At 55.5% G+C, this 17,746-nt stretch carries 15 protein-coding genes; 10 read left to right on the top strand and 5 right to left on the bottom strand.

Going from position 1 to position 17,746, the window contains the following annotated elements:
• The 7 genes from hflC to R3F50_03285 all read left to right on the top strand — a co-directional run bounded on the left by hflC (window position 1) and on the right by R3F50_03285 (window position 6,736).
• Window positions 1–867 (top strand): protease modulator HflC, encoded by an 867-nt coding sequence (gene hflC, locus R3F50_03315; protein MEZ5489330.1) that lies wholly within the window; start codon window positions 1–3, stop codon window positions 865–867.
• A gap of 195 nt (window positions 868–1,062) precedes the next feature.
• Window positions 1,063–1,248, top strand: a complete 186-nt coding sequence (locus R3F50_03310) for a DUF2065 domain-containing protein (protein MEZ5489329.1) — start codon at window positions 1,063–1,065, stop codon at window positions 1,246–1,248.
• A 41-nt stretch (window positions 1,249–1,289) separates the two neighbouring features.
• On the top strand, window positions 1,290–2,489 hold the full coding sequence (locus tag R3F50_03305) for an ATP phosphoribosyltransferase regulatory subunit (GenBank protein ID MEZ5489328.1): 1,200 nt from the start codon (window positions 1,290–1,292) through the stop codon (window positions 2,487–2,489).
• 54 nt (window positions 2,490–2,543) lie between these two features.
• The gene (locus R3F50_03300) at window positions 2,544–3,821 is read left to right on the top strand and encodes an adenylosuccinate synthase (protein MEZ5489327.1); all 1,278 of its coding nucleotides are present in this window, start codon (window positions 2,544–2,546) and stop codon (window positions 3,819–3,821) included.
• Window positions 3,822–4,125: 304 nt separating this feature from the next.
• Window positions 4,126–5,214 (top strand): transposase, encoded by a 1,089-nt coding sequence (locus tag R3F50_03295; protein ID MEZ5489326.1) that lies wholly within the window; start codon window positions 4,126–4,128, stop codon window positions 5,212–5,214.
• Window positions 5,215–5,616: 402 nt separating this feature from the next.
• Window positions 5,617–5,808, top strand: a complete 192-nt coding sequence (locus R3F50_03290; GenBank protein ID MEZ5489325.1) for a hypothetical protein — start codon at window positions 5,617–5,619, stop codon at window positions 5,806–5,808.
• A 550-nt stretch (window positions 5,809–6,358) separates the two neighbouring features.
• On the top strand, window positions 6,359–6,736 hold the full coding sequence (locus R3F50_03285; protein ID MEZ5489324.1) for a copper resistance protein CopC: 378 nt from the start codon (window positions 6,359–6,361) through the stop codon (window positions 6,734–6,736).
• A gap of 27 nt (window positions 6,737–6,763) precedes the next feature.
• Here R3F50_03285 and R3F50_03280 read toward each other — a convergent pair whose 3' ends face one another.
• The 4 genes from R3F50_03280 to cofH form a co-directional block, all read right to left on the bottom strand.
• Window positions 6,764–7,309, bottom strand: a complete 546-nt coding sequence (locus R3F50_03280; GenBank protein MEZ5489323.1) for a CDP-alcohol phosphatidyltransferase family protein — start codon at window positions 7,307–7,309, stop codon at window positions 6,764–6,766.
• Window positions 7,309–8,289, bottom strand: coding sequence for a hypothetical protein (locus R3F50_03275; GenBank protein ID MEZ5489322.1), 981 nt, complete (start codon window positions 8,287–8,289; stop codon window positions 7,309–7,311). The genes R3F50_03280 and R3F50_03275 overlap by 1 nt, the downstream gene beginning before the upstream one ends.
• Complete coding sequence (locus R3F50_03270; protein MEZ5489321.1) at window positions 8,286–9,179, bottom strand: NAD(P)H-binding protein; 894 nt, start codon at window positions 9,177–9,179, stop codon at window positions 8,286–8,288. The genes R3F50_03275 and R3F50_03270 overlap by 4 nt, the downstream gene beginning before the upstream one ends.
• 227 nt (window positions 9,180–9,406) lie before the next feature.
• Window positions 9,407–11,845: a 5-amino-6-(D-ribitylamino)uracil--L-tyrosine 4-hydroxyphenyl transferase CofH gene (gene cofH, locus R3F50_03265; protein ID MEZ5489320.1), complete on the bottom strand. Its 2,439-nt coding sequence runs from the start codon at window positions 11,843–11,845 to the stop codon at window positions 9,407–9,409.
• Between the two features lie 263 nt (window positions 11,846–12,108).
• Here cofH and R3F50_03260 point away from each other — a divergent pair, with 263 nt between their 5' ends.
• Window positions 12,109–13,551, top strand: a complete 1,443-nt coding sequence (locus R3F50_03260) for a dihydrolipoyl dehydrogenase (GenBank protein ID MEZ5489319.1) — start codon at window positions 12,109–12,111, stop codon at window positions 13,549–13,551.
• 182 nt (window positions 13,552–13,733) lie between these two features.
• On the opposite strand, the gene R3F50_03255 is transcribed toward R3F50_03260, so the two are convergent.
• A complete protein-coding gene (locus R3F50_03255) occupies window positions 13,734–14,543 on the bottom strand; it encodes a glycosyltransferase family 2 protein (GenBank protein MEZ5489318.1) in 810 nt (269 codons plus the stop codon).
• A 671-nt stretch (window positions 14,544–15,214) separates the two neighbouring features.
• Here R3F50_03255 and istA point away from each other — a divergent pair.
• Window positions 15,215–16,756, top strand: a complete 1,542-nt coding sequence (istA, locus tag R3F50_03250; GenBank protein MEZ5489317.1) for an IS21 family transposase — start codon at window positions 15,215–15,217, stop codon at window positions 16,754–16,756.
• A gap of 12 nt (window positions 16,757–16,768) precedes the next feature.
• Window positions 16,769–17,524 (top strand): IS21-like element helper ATPase IstB, encoded by a 756-nt coding sequence (gene istB, locus R3F50_03245; protein ID MEZ5489316.1) that lies wholly within the window; start codon window positions 16,769–16,771, stop codon window positions 17,522–17,524.
• Window positions 17,525–17,746 lie beyond the last annotated feature (222 nt).

Here is a 17,746-nt window from a genome sequence, read left to right as displayed (position 1 = left end):
ATGAAGAATTTCATCGGCTTGGGACTAGTAGTCCTGGTAGTACTGGTAGCCAGCAATTCCCTGTTTGTAGTCCGAGAGACAGAGCGTGCTGTGCTGTTACAATTTGGCCAGTTGGTGGATGACGATATTGCACCGGGTCTGCATGTAAAGATTCCTTTTATAAACCGGGTGGCGAAGTTTGACGGGCGCATACAAACGGCCGACGCGGTGCCAACCCGGTTTCTTACTCTGGAGCAGAAAGCCTTGATGGTGGATTCCTACGCCAAGTTCCGCATCGTGGATGTCGGCCAGTTCTATGTTGCCAATGCGGGTGATCTCACCAGGGCGCAGCAGCTTTTATCAGAGCGGATTAACGATGGACTACGCGACCAGTTTGGTTCCCGGACCCTGCAGGAAGTGGTAGCCGGTGAAAGGGATGATCTCATGGTAGCCCTTACAACCGAACTCAATGAAGACACTGCCATTGATATTGGCATAGAAGTGATCGATGTCCGGGTCAAGCGGATTGATCTGCCCGATGACGTCAGGTCTTCGGTGTATGAACGGATGACTACAGAACGTAACAGGGAAGCCCAGGAGCTGCGTTCCAGGGGTGAGGAACTGGCCATCGGGATACGAGCTGATGCAGACAGGCAAGCGAGAATTTACCTGGCCGAAGCCTATCGTGACGCCGAGCAGATTCGTGGCGAAGGTGATGCCGAAGCCACCGGTATCTATGCGGAAGCGTACAATAGAGATCCCGAGTTCTACGCTTTTACCAGAAGCCTGAATGCCTACCGATCAACATTCAGTAACAAAGGTGATTTTCTGCTGATAGATCCGGACAGTGACTACTTCAGGTATCTGAACAATAGACCGACAAACTGAAGCTGGTGTAATCCGGGGCATTCCGAGCAGGAAAGAACTGCCTCTATAAAATAGTGGAACGCCAGATTAAAGGAACTCAAGCAGCAGCGCGACTGTTGCTTGAGTTTTCGTTTTTTTGGTCCATAAAGCTTTGCCAAAAAAGCATCAATGGACCCGAATGGGTAAGACAACAATTGAGTAAGAGAAATACCGATCATGGCTCATGAATTGGGTGTCGCCTTCTGCCTGATGCTGGTGATAGAGGGCATGCTTCCCTTTGTCGCGCCTGGGCGCTGGCGCAGGATGCTCGAGGCCGTGGAACAGGTAAACGATGGTACCTTACGAGTGATCGGGCTTGGCAGCATGTTGGTGGGTACCGGACTTTTGTACCTGATCAACTGACAGTATAAGTAAGACAGGCTGGGGAGCCGGAGAGAGATTAAATGAATTCAGCTGGCCGATGGATATTGCCTGAGGGTGTAGAAGAAATTCTACCTGATGAGGCATTTGTGCTGGAATCTTTGCGACGTGAGATCCTCGATCTGTACAGCAGTTGGGGATATCAACTGGTAATGACGCCGTTCGTTGAATTTCTCGATTCCCTGCTGGTGGGCACTTCCCAGGATCTGGATCTGCATACTTTCAAAGTAACCGATCAGTTGAGTGGCAGGATGATGGGGATTCGTGCCGATATGACACCCCAGGTCGCCCGCATTGATGCCCATTGCCTGAATCTGGAAGGGCCGGTTCGTCTTTGCTACGCCGACAGCGTTCTTCACACCAGGCCTCGAGGTTTGCTGACGTCACGAGTGCCTTTCCGCATTGGTGCGGAGTTGTTCGGTCATTCCGGTGTCGAAGCCGATGTGGAATTAATCTGCCTCATGATCGCAACGCTGCAACAGGCTGATATAAAGAATATTCATCTCGTACTCGGCCACGTGGGTATTTTTCGCTCGCTGGTGGCTGAGGCACAGCTGGATGACAAGACCGAGGAAACGCTGTTCGATCTGGTTCAGCGCAAAGCCTATGCCGAGATCGATACGTTGTTGCGGCAGGTTGTGGGGGACGCCGATTTGCGGGAAATGCTCTATCAGCTCAGTCGTCTCAGCGGCGGCGCTGAAACACTGGAGCAGGCACTGGAGGTGTTTGCCGAGGCTCCCGAGGCAGTTCGCAAGGAACTCTACGAGCTGGAAGCAATCACCCGGGGGGTGAAAAGCCGGTCTGCCGACACTGTCTTATGTTTCGACCTGTGCGAGTTGCGCGGCTACGAATACCACACGGGCATAGTATTCGCTGCCTACACGCCAGAGAACGGCCGGGCGGTAGCCAAGGGCGGGCGGTATGACGACATTGGCGAAGTATTCGGCCGCGCCCGTCCGGCTTCAGGATTCGATTGTGATCTCAAGGTGCTGTCGCGCCTGACTCACCGCCGCTTCGAAAGGCCCAAAGGTATCCTGGCTCCTGCTGTAAGCGACGACGCTTTGATGCAGCTTGTGCAGGATCTGCGGACCTCGGGCGAGATCGTCATCATGAGCCTTTCATCCGGCGATGCCGCTGAGGGTGGTGTCGATGGCGCTGAATTGGGTTGTGATCGTTTTATTGCCAGCCGATCCGGTCGGTGGGTGGTAGAAAAATTTGATTAGGCCGCTGTAGAAGCCTGGTCCTGAATGGCTAATTTAAAGAGTGGATTGCACGGAATGGGAAAGAGCGTTGTTGTGTTGGGCACCCAGTGGGGTGACGAAGGCAAAGGAAAGATTGTTGATTTATTGACCGACCAGGCCAAAGTGGTCGTGCGCTTTCAGGGCGGACACAATGCCGGGCATACCCTGGTAATCGACGGTCAGAAAACGGTGCTTCACCTTTTACCATCAGGCATTCTGAGGGATGGCGTGGACTGCCTGATCGGAAACGGTGTAGTCCTGAGTCTTGATGCTTTGTGGGAAGAAATCTCGGAACTCGAGGCGCGCTCCATACCGGTCCGCGAGCGGCTGCGAATAAGCGGTGCGTGCCCATTGATTCTGCCTACCCACGTGGCATTGGATAAGGCGCGGGATACCCGGCTTGGCACCACCGGGCGTGGTATAGGGCCCGCTTACGAAGACAAGGCGGCCAGACGGGGTATTCGTCTGGCGGAAGCACTGGATGAAGCGCAGTTTACGGCCAGGCTGGAAGGCCTGATGGAGTACCATAACTTTATTCTGGAAAAATACTACCAGGTACAGCCGGTGGAATTTCAGGAGACACTGGATCAGAGTCTTGAACTGGTCGGTAAAATCTCGCACATCGTGGATGACACCATAGAAATACTGCATCGTCATCGCAAGCAGGGCGACAGTATTTTGTTCGAAGGCGCTCAAGGATCGATGTTGGATATTGACCATGGCACTTACCCTTTCGTCACCTCTTCTAACACGACCGCCGGGGGAACGGCTACAGGCAGTGGTTATGGTCCTCTTTACCTGGATTATGTATTGGGTATAACCAAGGCCTACGCAACCCGTGTGGGTACCGGCCCGTTCCCCACCGAACTGTTTGACGACGTCGGTAAACACCTGGCAACGGTAGGACATGAAAAGGGTGCAACGACCGGCAGAGACAGACGATGCGGCTGGTTCGACGCCGCTGCCGTGCGCCAGGCTATCAGGGTAAACAGCGTGTCCGGAATCTGTCTGACCAAGCTGGACGTTCTGGATGGGCTGGAGACCATTAAAGTCTGCACCGGTTATCAGGGTGACGGCGGTACGGTTTCTTCCTGGCTCATGAATGTAGACGGAGCGGCGACTCTGGAGCCGGTCTTCGAGGAACTGCCAGGCTGGAACGAGAGCACGGCCGGGGCCCGGACCCTTGAGCAGCTGCCGGAGAATGCACGAGCCTATATACGTTTTATTGAGGAAGTCGTGGAAGCGCCCGTTGACATCATTTCCACGGGTCCGGATCGCTCGGAAACAATCGTGTTGAGGCACCCGTTCGACTGAGCACGACAGCGCCAAGACCCTGCCAGGCGGGTCTTGGCGCCAGGAAACGGGCTCAGGCAGTCAGATCCACGCTGGAATTAATGGGGCCTGTGGTTGGTTAACGCCAGGCGCCGGCTTTGCGGCGACCTTCCGCTCAAGGCGGAATTACAGCCGGTATACGCTGGCCTGTCACAGCTGGAGGAGCCTCCGGAAACGGAGAATAATCGTCAAAAAGTGGCGAGTATCAATCATAAAGCTGGCCTTAAGACAAAAAGCGTCGATTAATAAAGATAAGCAACTACCGGGAAACCCAGTCGCCCTGCCCATGACTCGAGCCAGGCATCAACAGGTATCGCTGGACGATACGCCGTATTACCACTGCATAACGCGCTGCGTCAGGCGGGCCTTTCTCTGTGGTGACGATCCGTTCACCGGGGAGAACTTCGATCACCGCAAGGTATGGCTGGTAGAGCGGGCGAAGCAGCTTTCGTCGATTTTTTCCATTGATATCTGTGCCTACGCAGTGATGAGTAACCATTATCACCTGGTGCTGCATGTGGATGGTAAGCAGGCGTCGGACTGGAGTCAGGATGAAGTCATCAGACGCTGGACACGGCTCTTCAGTCGCAATGCAGCGGCGCTCGAAACCGTGGCCAGCAACCACTCCAGCAAGGCAGCCAGGGAATACCGTCGGAATTTGATTGAACAGTGGCGTGAACGTCTCGCTGACATAAGCTGGTTCATGCGCTGCCTGAACGAAAGCATTGCCCGGCGCGCCAACAGGGAAGATGACTGTACAGGTAGATTCTGGGAGGGCCGATTCAAGAGTCAGGCGTTGCTGGATGAGAAAGCGCTGGTGACCTGCATGGCCTATGTGGACCTCAATCCGGCACGGGCCGGGCTGAGCGAAACCCCGGAAGGGAGTGACTTCACATCAATCCAGGAGCGGTTGGTGAATCATGCCCGAAGGGTTAAGCAGAGAAGTCGCCAGCAAAAATCGTTACTGCGCCACTACGGTGAGTATTTCGAGCAACAGCGTCGCCTCAAGACATCAGGCGCCCGCCTCATGAGTTTTGACACCGGTGGAAGCAGTGTGGCTGAGCATAGTCTACCCATAAGACAGCAGGACTATTTCGACCTGGTGGCCTGGAGTGCCTCACGGCTGCCCGGGAAAGCCGCGGAAACAGGTTTTGCGACCCGACAGGCAGCTGACCAGGTACTGGAACGTTTGGGTATTAAACCCTCAGCCTGGCTCGACACAATGAATTACTTTCACAAGTATTTTTACCAGGCTGCCGGCGACCCCGGCTCCCTGCAACATTTTCAGGAACGGCGTGCCCGCTCAAATGTTGTCAGGTTCCGTAACCGGTGGATACGGGGCATCAGACCCGCCACCCGACTGTACGGCACCTGACAGCTTCTCCATCAAGACCCCTGAATTAACAGTCTGAACCGGCGGACTTCGAATCCGTAGCCCCGGTGTCCACCAGATCCTTTCCTATCGAACAAAATTTTAACGGTGAGTTCTTTTGCCGGGTATTTCGTGCTCAAAAAATGAAGTTGAGAGCCCAAAAGATCCAGTACCGCCACAGAAATAAGAATATTACAGGACACCCAATTAAAAAGTTAACTGGGTGTCCTGTAAATTAAGATTCTGGGTGCTTTCACCAGATATTGTTTGACAAGGCGTTTATTACACTATATGTTGCGCGTATTGGTGCTTTGTAAATTTCGCGGCAGTAAACTGGAAATTTTCGAATCGCGACCAGGCAGCAGAAAAATACTTGGCTCGGTACAGATTATTCAGGGATTCGTTATGAACAAATTCTCTCCGGTAACAACTCTCGAATCACTCGATAAAGCCGTGAACAAGGCGGCAGATGAGAATGACCTTTCTCACGCTGAGAAGATGTTTCTCAAGAAAAAACTGGAGAGTGAAATTCGGGTCAAACTCGCCGAATTTGCCAACGAGATTTCGCAGGCTCGAAAGTTGCGAGACGAGCAGTAGTTGTAGCCGGCAGCTAAGTTTCCCTCCTGACTGATTCTTTAAGACCTGCACAAGACCTGCCAAGACCTGCCAAGACCTGCCAAGACCTGCCAAGACCTGCCAAGACCAGGTTTGACCAGCGCCCATTGCTGTCCCACAAAATCGTGGCCGAAGGGCCTGCCACGGCCTGAATCCAACTATTTGCACAATTCGGGATCTGTGTCAGACATGAACGTGAAGTTGCTGCGTGGCCAATAAACCATCGAGTGTGAATGTGTCGGGACCGCATCGGCGCGGGGGAATCCACTCCTCCGCAACTTGCATCCCTCCGGGATTCCCTCCCTCGGTCGGGAGCCCACAAAACGGTCTCCCTCGGTCAGTCGGTGCTGCGTTTTGATTGCTCCGTCGCTGGATTCCCCCGCGCCGATGCTCAATGCCACCATTGCGATCCAGGGGCCTTTTTGGACAGGTTAAGCACTCTGTGGGGCAGCAGTGACCAGCGCCGTTACCTATTCGTCAGCACTTCGAGTAGAATCTACATCCTGCACTGAATCGATAGGGGTGGTCCGCAATGAGTAAATACTGCATCAGTTCTTGGTTGCTTTCCGTATTCGTTCTGTTACTTGTCTCCGCCTGTTCAGGTTTTGCGCCGGAAAGTCCTCTACTCAGTGCGGAGCCCGCGGAAGGAAGCGTGGAGACTCGGTTACCGAGGACTCTGCGCCTGTACTTTGCAGAATTGCCTGATGTTTCGCGTAGTGTCGTTACACTGACGGGTCCTGCAGGTGAACTGAACCTGCGCGGCCTTCACACCATGGGCGCCAACGACTTGATGATGGAAATCTACGACGAAGTGATTAGCGGCAGCTACACTGTCGAGTGGCAAACCCGGTTTGAGGGAGATACTGTTCAATACTCGGGCAGTTATCGGTTTTCAGTCCAGGCCGAGTAGGATGAAGAAAGCAGGGTGATCGTCGGATTATTTGTTGCGTGGTTGAATATGCAGCGGCGCCATGGCGCGATCCAGAATGGACAGCACCGTTGACAGAACCAGAAGCCAGCCGAAAATAAAAACAGCACCAGTCACAATTCCCGCCACAGCGCTGAATGGTGCTGTTCTGGCGCTCGCTATGACAAGTAGGGGAACAAAATAAAAGATGCCATTCCAGCGTCCCAGCTTGTTCATGTGCAATTGCTTCTCATGATAGAAAAAATGGGAATCGAGCACATACTGAGCAAACGCTATCACGATCAGTACCGGCAGTATTGGGGTTATCAGGCCTGCATAGGCGGCACCGAATAGACCCGAAGTCACAAACAGGAAATCTGTTGTGTGATCAAAAAGCTGGCCTCTGGGCGAGGCCGTACCAAAACGTCGAGCCACTTTTCCGTCGAAGTAATCCGTCAGGATCGCAATTCCGACCAGCATGACCGTCACGATGGGCGGAAGCACCAGTACCAGCGCCATGCTCAGCGCCGTCGGAATTGCGATCAGTAGGCGAAGCGCGGTAAGCAGGTTGGCCATCAGTTACCGAACAGTTCCCGTTGTGCCCGCCGCCAGAAAAGTACGCCAATCAACGCATTGAAAAGTATAAAGAAGTTGTGCTGTACAAAGCCGAATGCAGCCATCTGGCCTTCATTTTCAGGAAACAGAATTACCCAGAAGGTTATTGCTGCTGCCCGCATCGGAGTTGGAACTGTAGCGGCAAAGAATATCACTGGCAGATAGCCCAGCAAGGAGAGGAAACTAGCCTCTACGCCGAACAGATTCAAGGCGAAGGTGTAGACAAATACCGCCGTGATCAGCGCCGGTGACCTGAGCAGGAAGAACATTACATAGTGCCGCAGGGTAGCCAGTTTGAAGGCGTGCAGAATGCGGCGGTTCCGGAACTGATTTTCGGGCAGGATAATTCCCCGGAAATACAGCAGCCAGACGACGAAAAACACCAGCGCGCCGGCTGAAATGTAGGGAATGATATTGAAGACATCAGGCAGGGTGCTGCTACTGAAGAAAAACCCGATGGTGGCCCAGATCAGCAGATAAAAAACTTCGCAGAACATGATAAAGAGCATTACCGAACCAACTTCCCAGCCAGGTACCTGATCACGCTTGTTCAGGTAGTAGGCCATGGCCCCTTTGCCAATCTGCTCGTTAAATACCGAAATAATATACGCGCTGCCGCGGATAGGAAGGATATCGCGATACTTCAGTGGTTCAATAAACCAGTTCAGTGCCCGGGTAACCACCAGCGTATCGATGAGGAAATACATCAGAGAGTAGGCCATCATCAGGGCCAGCCAGGGAATCCACTGGACATTGGCAAATACCTGAGTCATGTACTCGACCAGTGATAGCCCTTCTCTGGCAGCGGCACCGTTGAGGCGGAAATACAGGTAAACAAAACAGCCTAGTGTGATAAGTAAAAATACCACGCGTCCGGCCTTGTTGGATTTACGCGGAGCAGGCGGCTCGGCAGTGGCTGGCGAGGGAATGGGATCAGTCATGATTGTTCCAGAATTTTTGTTAGAGTTTTGTCCAGCGGAGTGGGAGTAACACCCAGTTCAATGGCGCCATTGTGAGCAACGGATTCGTTGGTTGTAATAACATCTATAACAGCCGGCGTCATACCGCCGCCTTTCAAAAGGCTGCCAACTGCCGCGCCAAGTTTCGCGACCCAGACCGGCACGGAGGCGATAGTAATATCATTGCCCTTCAGGGCTGCCAGTTTCTTGATCAGGTCGCGATAGGGCAATCCTTCAGGGCCCACCATTTCCAATGTTCTTGTACCGGCGGTGGTTCCACGGCAGCAGTTCAGAATTGCCTGGCTAAGATCATCCACGTCCAGCGGATGCATAGTATAGTTACCGCCACCCAGCAACTTGGCTTTTGGCTGTGACGCAGCCCATAGTACCGAACTGGCACCGGCTGTTCCCGGACCCAATAGCAGGGGAGTACGAATTATTGTGGCGGCAAGACCAGATGCTGCAATAACTGCTTCTGCGTCTCCCTTTGACTTGAAGTAGGGGTTAGAGACCGTGCTGTCGGCACCGACCACGCTGATGAAAATCAACTGGCTCACCCCTGCCTGCTGTGCGGCTTTAACTACAGCGGCAGTGGCGTCGACATTGGCTGCCTGGTACTTGCTGTTCTTGGTTTCAATCAGAATCCCGGCCAGATGCACAACCACCTGACAGCCTTCAAAGGCGCTGGCAAGATCCTCAGCATTACCATAATTGACGCTGCGGGGAGTTATGCGGTCAGAGGCGGGAAGTGTCGCGAAAGCGGATTCGGAGCGGACCCCCGCTACGGCTTCAAACTCAGACCCTTCACTAATATGCCCCAGCAGGTTTTTCCCCACGCTGCTGTTGGCACCCGTTATGGCAATTTTAATCATCAATAGCTGTCCTTTCTCGACCGGTAGTGCCCCCGGGTGGTCGACCAGGGCTGTTCCAGTCTGGCTGACAATATCCGGGCGGCGTCGTTGGCGGATATTATAGTGTGTGGAAGCGTCATATACGACAACGGTGTGATATCCGATCAGTGTCGGGCGTTACTGCCAGACGCAGGGAGTTCAGCACTGTCGAGCCTGCCCCTCCAATCCGGTGGGCTGTATGCGGGTTGTTAAGTGAGTTGCACCGGATCAAGCAGGCGCTTGCTGCGGCGGATTTTCATCGCCGAGGTATTTTCCACTTCGTCCAGGTCGCCTGCGTTGAACGCCGCTTCCCTGCGCTCGGGATTAACTTCCCCATACAGCGTGTTGCGCATCCGGGGAACCCGCTGAATGCCCGTGATCAATTCTTCTATCATTGCCGGCGGCCACTCCTGCCCGAAACTGGCGCCGGCCGCCCGGGTAATGCTCTCATTCATCAAGGTACCGCCCAGATCGTTGGCGCCGGCCCGCAGGCAGGCAATGACCCCTTGCCGGCCCATTTTGACCCAGGAAGCCTGAATGTTATCGATCAGGCCGTGAAAGACCAGTCGCGGCACCGCATGCATCAGAACCGCTTCGCGAAAGCTGGGCCCATGGCGGGATTTTCCCTTCAGGTACATGGGAGCCTCCAGGGCCACGTAAGGGAGGGGCACGAACTCGGTAAACCCGCCAGTTCGCTGTTGTAGGGCCCTGATTTCCAGCAGGTGCTTGGCCCAATGACGGGGATGATCCACATGCCCGAACATAATCGTGGCGGTAGTCCTGAAGCCAACCTGGTGAGCCGCTTCCATGACAGACAGCCACTGTTCAGAGTTGAGTTTGTCCGGGCAGAGGCTGGCGCGCACCTCGTCATGCAGAATTTCCGCCGCGGTTCCCGGCAGCGTATTCAGGCCGGCGGCTTTTAATCGCTTGAGGAATTCTGTTACGGAGATATCCAGTGTCGCGGCGCCCTGCCAGACTTCCAGGGGCGAGAAAGCATGAATGTGTATGCCCGGTACGGCGGCTCTCACAGTCGCCAGAATATCCAGGTAGGTGTCACCGGTGTAATCAGGGTGAATCCCGCCCTGCATACAGACTTCGGTCGCTCCCCGATCCCAGGCTTCCCGACAGCGGCGGGCGATTTCTTCGGCGCTGATATCATAAGGTTTGCCGCGTAAATCTTCGCTGTGCTTACCCTTGGAAAAAGCACAGAACTGACATTTGAAGTAGCACACGTTGGTGTAGTTGATATTCCGATTGACGATATAACTGACCTGGTCGCCGTTCACCTGTTGCCGAAGATTGTCGGCTTCCCGGGCCACGTAGGTGAATTCATCGCCGCGGACTCTGAAAAGTCGGGAAATATCTGCTTCGGTTAATTCTTTACCGGACTTGCAACGTGCAACAATTGTTTTAAGGTCCTCGCCGACGCAGAGGTTATCCGACTGTTTGTTTAACAAAGAAATATCCAGTTCCGGTGCCGGCTGTTGTTCACCAGGGCTCCAGGTATCCCTTTTTGCAAAACCTTCACTATCGGATAGTTTAAGAACGGCCGGCGTCATCTGTGGGTCGAGCCAGTTTGTACTGTCGATTACATAGGGCGGGTATACGGTCAGTCGCTGCTCAAGAAATTTTCCAGCTTCGGCCGTTTCACGCGCGAGGTTATCCAGATGCGGCCAAGGGGCCTCCGGGTTTACATGATCCGGGGTCAATGGCGAGACGCCGCCCCAATCATTGATTCCGGCAGCCACCAGCTGTTTCAGTACGCCCGGGCTCAGGTTCGGCGGCGCCTGAATGCTCATGTCGGCGCCGAAGATGAGCCGGGCTACCGCCAGCGACCAGAGCAGCTCCTCCAGATCCGGTTCAGGGGCATCGGCCATCAGGGTTTCCGGCTTGGCGCGGAAATTCTGCACAATGATTTCCTGGATATGCCCATAGCGCTCTTGCAGGTTACGCAGTGCCAGCAGCGATTCAACCCGTTCCTGTCTGGTTTCACCGATACCGATCAGGATGCCAGTGGTGAAAGGCACTTTTGCCTCCCCGGCCAATTCCATGGAGCGCAAGCGCACCTGCGGCTGTTTGTCCGGAGAGCCGAAATGTGGCATTCCCTTTTCACAAAGGCGCGGCGAAGCGGATTCCAGCATGATGCCCATGGACCCGCTGACCGGCCGCAGCATGGCGATTTCTTCGGCGTTCATGCAGCCGGCGTTGATGTGCGGGATGAGACCGGTCTCCTTGAGAACCCGCTCGGCTACGAAGCGAACATACTCAAGGGTTGTATAGAACCCCAGTTCCGCCAGGGCCTCCCGGGCCACGCGATAGCGCAGCTCGGGTTTCTCGCCCAGAGTAAAAAGTGCTTCCTGGCATCCCGCCCGGGCGCCCTGCTCACACAGTTCCAGAACCTGATCGACTGCCATATAGGGCTGGGCAATATGACGGGGGGTGCGGGCGAAGGTGCAATAGTGACAGACATCGCGGCACAGCTTGGTCAAGGGTATGAATATTTTGCGGGAATAGGTCACCAGATCGCCGTGGCCCCGGTCCCGCAGGGCGCCAGCCGCCGCCACCAGGGCGGTGGTGTCGGTGCGATGGGCCAGCGCGAGCGCGTCAGCATCGCTTAGCCTTGTCTGTGAAAATTGATCCGTGCCCACGTTCCAGCTCTTTGCGTATCAGTAACTGAGCAATGTTTACTTATCAAGGGTGATTTAGCAATACATAATCAGACCGGTGGAGCTTTGTCAGCTGCGTACGGCTCCATCCGCAGGCAGATTCCGGCCTGGGTTCAGATTCCCAGCCGGGCAGCGGCTATGCAATGATTGGCAGGTGAAATAAACACATTGAACCAGTTTTTAACGCAGTATTGGCTGGCGCAATAGCTGTCAGCAGCCTGCCAGTCAGGAACCGGAGGTCAGATATGGCACATGAAACAGTCACGGCAGAGGTGGCGATCATCGGTGCGGGTACCGCGGGGATGACAGCCTACCGGGCAGCACGCAAGTACACCGACAGTGTTGTCGTTATCGAATCCGACCACTACGGCACCACCTGTGCCAGAGTCGGCTGTATGCCCAGCAAGCTGTTGATAGCGGCGGCGGAGATTTCTCATCAAGTGGACAATGCCCCACGATTTGGCATCGAGGTGGCTGGCAAGCAGGTAAACGGACATCAGGTAATGGCAAGAGTCCGCTCAGAACGGGATCGTTTTGTGGGCTTTGTTCTGGATGCGGTGGAAGACTGGCCCAGCCGGCACAAGATCCGGGGCAGGGCACGCTTCATCGCCGCCAATGAACTGCTTGTTGATGACCGGATCAGGGTGCTGGCAGAGCGGATCGTTATTGCGACGGGTTCGAGTCCGCTGGTGCCGGAGCCGTGGTCTGTACTGGGTGATCGGCTGCTGATCAACGACGATGTATTCGCCTGGGACCGGTTGCCCGAATCCATTGCCGTGGTCGGCACCGGGGTCATTGGCCTGGAATTGGGTCAGGCCCTGTCCCGACTGGGTGTAAAAACCCATCTGATCGGCGCGGGGAACAGATTCGGACCGGTAACCGACCCGGTTATCAATGCGTGCATCGGCAAGGTAATGGCAGACGAGTTGACTCTTGTTCCGGATGCAAGGGTTGAACAGGTTGCCAGAACTGCAGGCGGGGTTGCTGTCAGCTATCGGGAAAAGGATCAACTGGTCACAGTTGAAGCGGCCTGCCTGCTGGCCGCTACCGGGAGGCGTCCTAACCTGGGCGGACTTGATCTGCAGGCGGCAGGAATCACCGTGAACGATAAGGGTATACCGGACTTCAACGATACGACGGGTCAGATCGGCTCCACGCCGGTGTTTATAGCCGGCGACGCCAGCAATGCGCACCCTCTGTTGCACGAGGCAGCGGATGACGGTCGCATGGCCGGGGATAACGCAGGCCGGTTTCCTGACCTCAGGGTGCATCCCCGCCGGGCACCGCTTTCGATTATTTTCACTGACCCACAGATCATGCTGACGGGTAAAACCTTCGCCAGCCTTTCCGGCAGTGACTGCCAGTTCGCGGTCGGAGAGGCCAGCTTCGAGGATCAGGGTCGCAGTCGTGTGCTTGGCAGGAACAAGGGAGTGCTGCGAGTCTACGGGGAGCAGGGTTCAGGCCTGTTTCTGGGTGCGGAGATGTTTGGCCCGGCCGCCGAGCATCTGGGCCATCTGCTGGCCTGGTCGGTGCAACAGCGGCTTACTGTTCAGCAAATGCTGGACAGCCCCTACTACCACCCGGTCATCGAAGAAGGTCTGCGGACAGCGCTGCGCGGGCTCAGTCGCCGGTTACACATGGGGCCCGAGCCGGTAAAAGGTTGTCTGGACTGTGGCCCGGGCGCTTGAAAACCCTTTGCCAGGGCCTGTTCACACTGATCTGATTGCCCCTTCTGGAGGTCATTGTTGCCTCCAGCCAGGCGGAATGAGTGTGGTTCAGTCGTTCTGAATAAGCGAATTCCAACAACGCTGGAGGCAAGAATGGCCCCGGCCCTTCGGAGTGTGACTGATCAAGTCAGTGTGAACAGGCCCTAACGATTAGGCAGCGAGTGCTTGGCGAGGTTGCCGGAGTGATGGGTAACGTCAGGACTGTCAATGGTCGTTTGGTAGGGCGCAGAAAAACAGGTGAGAGGGGTCTGACGGTATTTCAGATACGAATACTCTGCATGATTAAGAGCCAGCCTGAAGCCCAACAGACCATGCATAAAGCCGAAGCGAAGAAAATATTTGTTCAAAAATGTGTAAATGAAATTCAATACTGCCCTGGAAAGATCGGGTTTGCGGTCCGACAGAGCGGCAAATTCCCGAAACGCGACTTTCATCTCTGTCACGTCTCGATAGGAGTAGTGATTAAGCGGATGGGTAAGCTTGGGGCACTTGTCCGTGCATGACAGCTTGACACTTTCATGGACCATGGCATTGGAAAATCTGCCCAGAGATTTCTTGAAAAGTCGCAACTGGTAGTCCGGGTAGTAACCGCCCCAGCGAATGAACTTGTCGCCAAGGAACAGCTTTCGCGCGATCCGATAAGCTGGAGCCTGCAGATTGAGATGACGAATCTCCTCAACCAGCGCATCGGACATTACCTCATCGGCATCCAGGCTCAGAACCCATTCGTTGCTGCACCTGGCCAGCGCGCAGTTTTTTTGCCTGCCGTAACCCAGCCAGTCCTGATGGTAGACTCTGTCGGTGTAGCGTCGGGCAATCGCCAGGGTGGAATCGGTGCTGCCGGAATCCACGATAATGATCTCGTCGGCAATTTTCGCAGCCTGTTGCAGGCAGGAATCGATAATACGTTCCTCGTCCTGACAGATGATAAATACTGAGAGCGGCTGTTTCATTCGCGGGCTTTTTTGCTTTTACGCCGGACTCGTCATGCCGGGAGAGTTGAAAAACCTGTTGCAGGGCGGAGAGCTGGCTCTTATTTTACTTATTCAGGGTCTTTGTTTATTCAGGTTTGTATGCCGGCGTTCTTCACCAGCATTGAGCTCTGATTCAGACCTGCATTTGCCGACTGTAGGTGGCTGACGGTGCGGTCAGAATTTGGTGCCCAGGAGAGGACTTGAACATCTCCGGATGCCAACATTTCATTAATAAATACAATACGTTACCGGCTATTTCCTGTTTTGAGTTCCACCTGCGTTCCACATATCAAACCGCGTACTTCGTAAAAAACGGCGGAGCGCTGTTTGTCCCTATATTTCAAGGTGTAAACAAAAAATCCAAGTCAAGGCTTTGCCGGGGCAGAATGCTACCAGACTTAGCTCATATCTCCACGCGTTTTTTGCCGCCGGGTTGAAGCGAATTTCAGCGGCGGCGAGATCTCCTGCGTATTCCAGACCAAGCCTGCCACTGATTCCAGACGAAGCCTGCCACCCATTCCACGCGAAAGCTGCCACTGATTCCACGGCAAAGCTGCCACTCTGGCAGCCTGCCTGTGAGCACCCATTGGAGCGCTCCGGCGCGGGATAACTAACCGGTATTCTGGCCCCTTCCAAACGGAGGGGATCAGATGCCTGCAAAGAGGTTATCCATGCGTAAAATCAGAGAAGTCCTGCGCCTCAAGTGGGGCAATGGAATGAGTAATAGGCGCATTGCCGCGGGCAGCGGCATTGGCCGCCCCACGGTCAGCGAGTATCTGCGCCGGGCCGAAGAGGCAGGCCTGAGCTGGCCCCTGCCAGATGATCTGGACGATGCCCGTCTTGAGCGGTTGTTGTTCCCGCCGCCACCGGACCTGCCTGCCCAGGAACGGGGCATTCCGGACTGGGTGCACATCCACGGCGAGCTCAAGCACAAGGGCGTGACCCTGTTCCTGCTCTGGCAGGAGTACCGGGCCAATCACCCCGACGGCTACCAGTACAGCTGGTTCTGTGAGCACTACCGCGCCTGGCAGGGCAAGCTGGACATGGTCATGCGCCAGGATCACCGGGCCGGTGAGAAGCTGTTTGTCGACTACGCCGGCCAGACTGTCCCCATTATCGACCGGGCCACCGGAGAGATCCGTGAAGCGCAGATCTTTGTAGCGGTGCTGGGGGCCTCCAACTACACCTACGCCGAGGCCACCTGGAGCCAGAGCTTACCGGACTGGATTGGCTCTCACGTACGCTGCCTCCACTTCCTGGGCGGCGTTCCCGAGCTGGTAGTGCCGGATAACCTGCGTTCCGGGGTGAGCAAGGCCCATCGCTACGAGCCTGATGTAAACCCGACTTACCAGGACATGGCCTCCCACTACGGCGTCGCTGTATTGCCGGCACGGGTTCGCAAACCCCGCGACAAGGCCAAGGCGGAAGGCGGGGTGTTGATCGTCGAGCGATGGATACTGGCGGTGCTTCGTCACCGTCAGTTCTTCTCCCTCGTAGAACTCAATGCGGTGATCAGTGAACTGCTGGAGAAGCTCAATGCCCGCCCGTTCAGGAAGTTGCCGGGCTGCCGCCGGGAGCACTTCGAGCAACTGGATCTACCTGTGCTCCAACCACTGCCAGCAGAGCCCTACGTCTATGCCGAGTGGAAGAAGGCCCGGGTCCACATCGATTACCACGTCGCCTTCGAGGGGCATTACTACTCCGTGCCTTATGCCCTGATCAAGAAGGAGGTTGATGTACGCATCACCCGCAACACCATCGAGTGCTTCCACCGGGGCAATCGGGTGGCCAGTCACCAACGATCACACCACAAGGGGCGCCACACCACCGTCACCGCACATATGCCGGAGTCACACCGTCAGGCGGGTGAGTGGTCGCCGGAACGGCTGATGCGGTGGGCATCAAAAACCGGGCCGGCAACGGAGAAACTCATCCAGACCGTGCTCGGCTCGCGCAAACATCCGCAGCAGGCCTATCGGTCTTGCCTGGGCATCTTGCGGCTCAGCAAGCCCTACGGCGATGAACGGCTGGAGGCCGCCTGCCGACGGGCGCTGACGCTGGGCAGCTGCCGCTACAAGAGCATTGAATCCATCCTCAAGCACCGGCTGGACGAGCAGCCACTTGAGGCACAGCAGGAACTGGCGCTACCCGATACCCACGACAATATCCGCGGCCCCGCGTATTACCACTGACAGGAGAACACCATGTTGAAGCACCCAACCCTGGATAAACTCCAGACCCTCAAGTTTACCGGTATGGTCGCGGCTCTGATCGACCAGATGGCCATGCAGGACATCGAAGACCTGGCCTTCGAGGAACGCCTCGGTCTCCTGGTAGACCGGGAGATTACCGAGCGAGAGAACAGGCGGTTAACGAGCCGGCTGCGCCGGGCCAAATTGCGCCACAACGCAGCCCTGGAAGATATCGATTACCAAAACCCCCGTGGCTTGGATAAAGGCCTGATCCAGTCACTGGCCGGCTGCCAGTGGGCCAAGGAGCATCTCAATATCCTAGTCACCGGCCCCACGGGTGTGGGCAAGACCTGGCTGGCTTGCGCTCTGGCGCAGAAGGCTTGTCGCGAGGGATACACCGCCCAGTACGTTCGCTTAACCCGTCTCCTGCGAGAGCTGATGATCGCCAAGGGTGACGGGCGCTACCCGAAGCTGCTGGCCAACCTCGCCAAAGTGGACGTCTTAATCCTGGATGACTGGGGCTTGATGAAGCTGAGCGCTGAAAACCGCCGGGACTTACTGGAGGTACTGGAAGACCGGCACGGCATCCGCTCGACCATCGCTACCAGCCAGCTACCCATCGATGAATGGCACGCTGTTATCGGTGATCCAACCCTGGCCGACGCCATCCTGGATCGCCTTGTACACAACGCCTACAAGATCAATCTGAGAGGAGAATCTATGCGGAAACGCAAAGCAAAGTTGACGAGCACCACCGGTTCCGAGTAACAATGAAACCCCCGCGTCGCTACGCTCCGATGGGTGGCAGCCTTCACCGGTATACGCAATCTCCAGCAATGGCGTGTTGCTTCAGCGACAGGCCCGTGAACGGATTAGTTTAACCCAGGCGGTAGCTAAGGTTGTTGAATTGCATGCTCGATGGCCACATTTGTATTGAAAAGTTGACCCCCCTACACACAGCTGATGCCGTGCGATTGGAGTTTAGGTGGG

The organism is Gammaproteobacteria bacterium, from assembly GCA_041395725.1.
Lineage (GTDB): Bacteria > Pseudomonadota > Gammaproteobacteria > Pseudomonadales > Pseudohongiellaceae > NORP240.
This window is presented reverse-complemented; position numbering and strand designations above follow the sequence as displayed.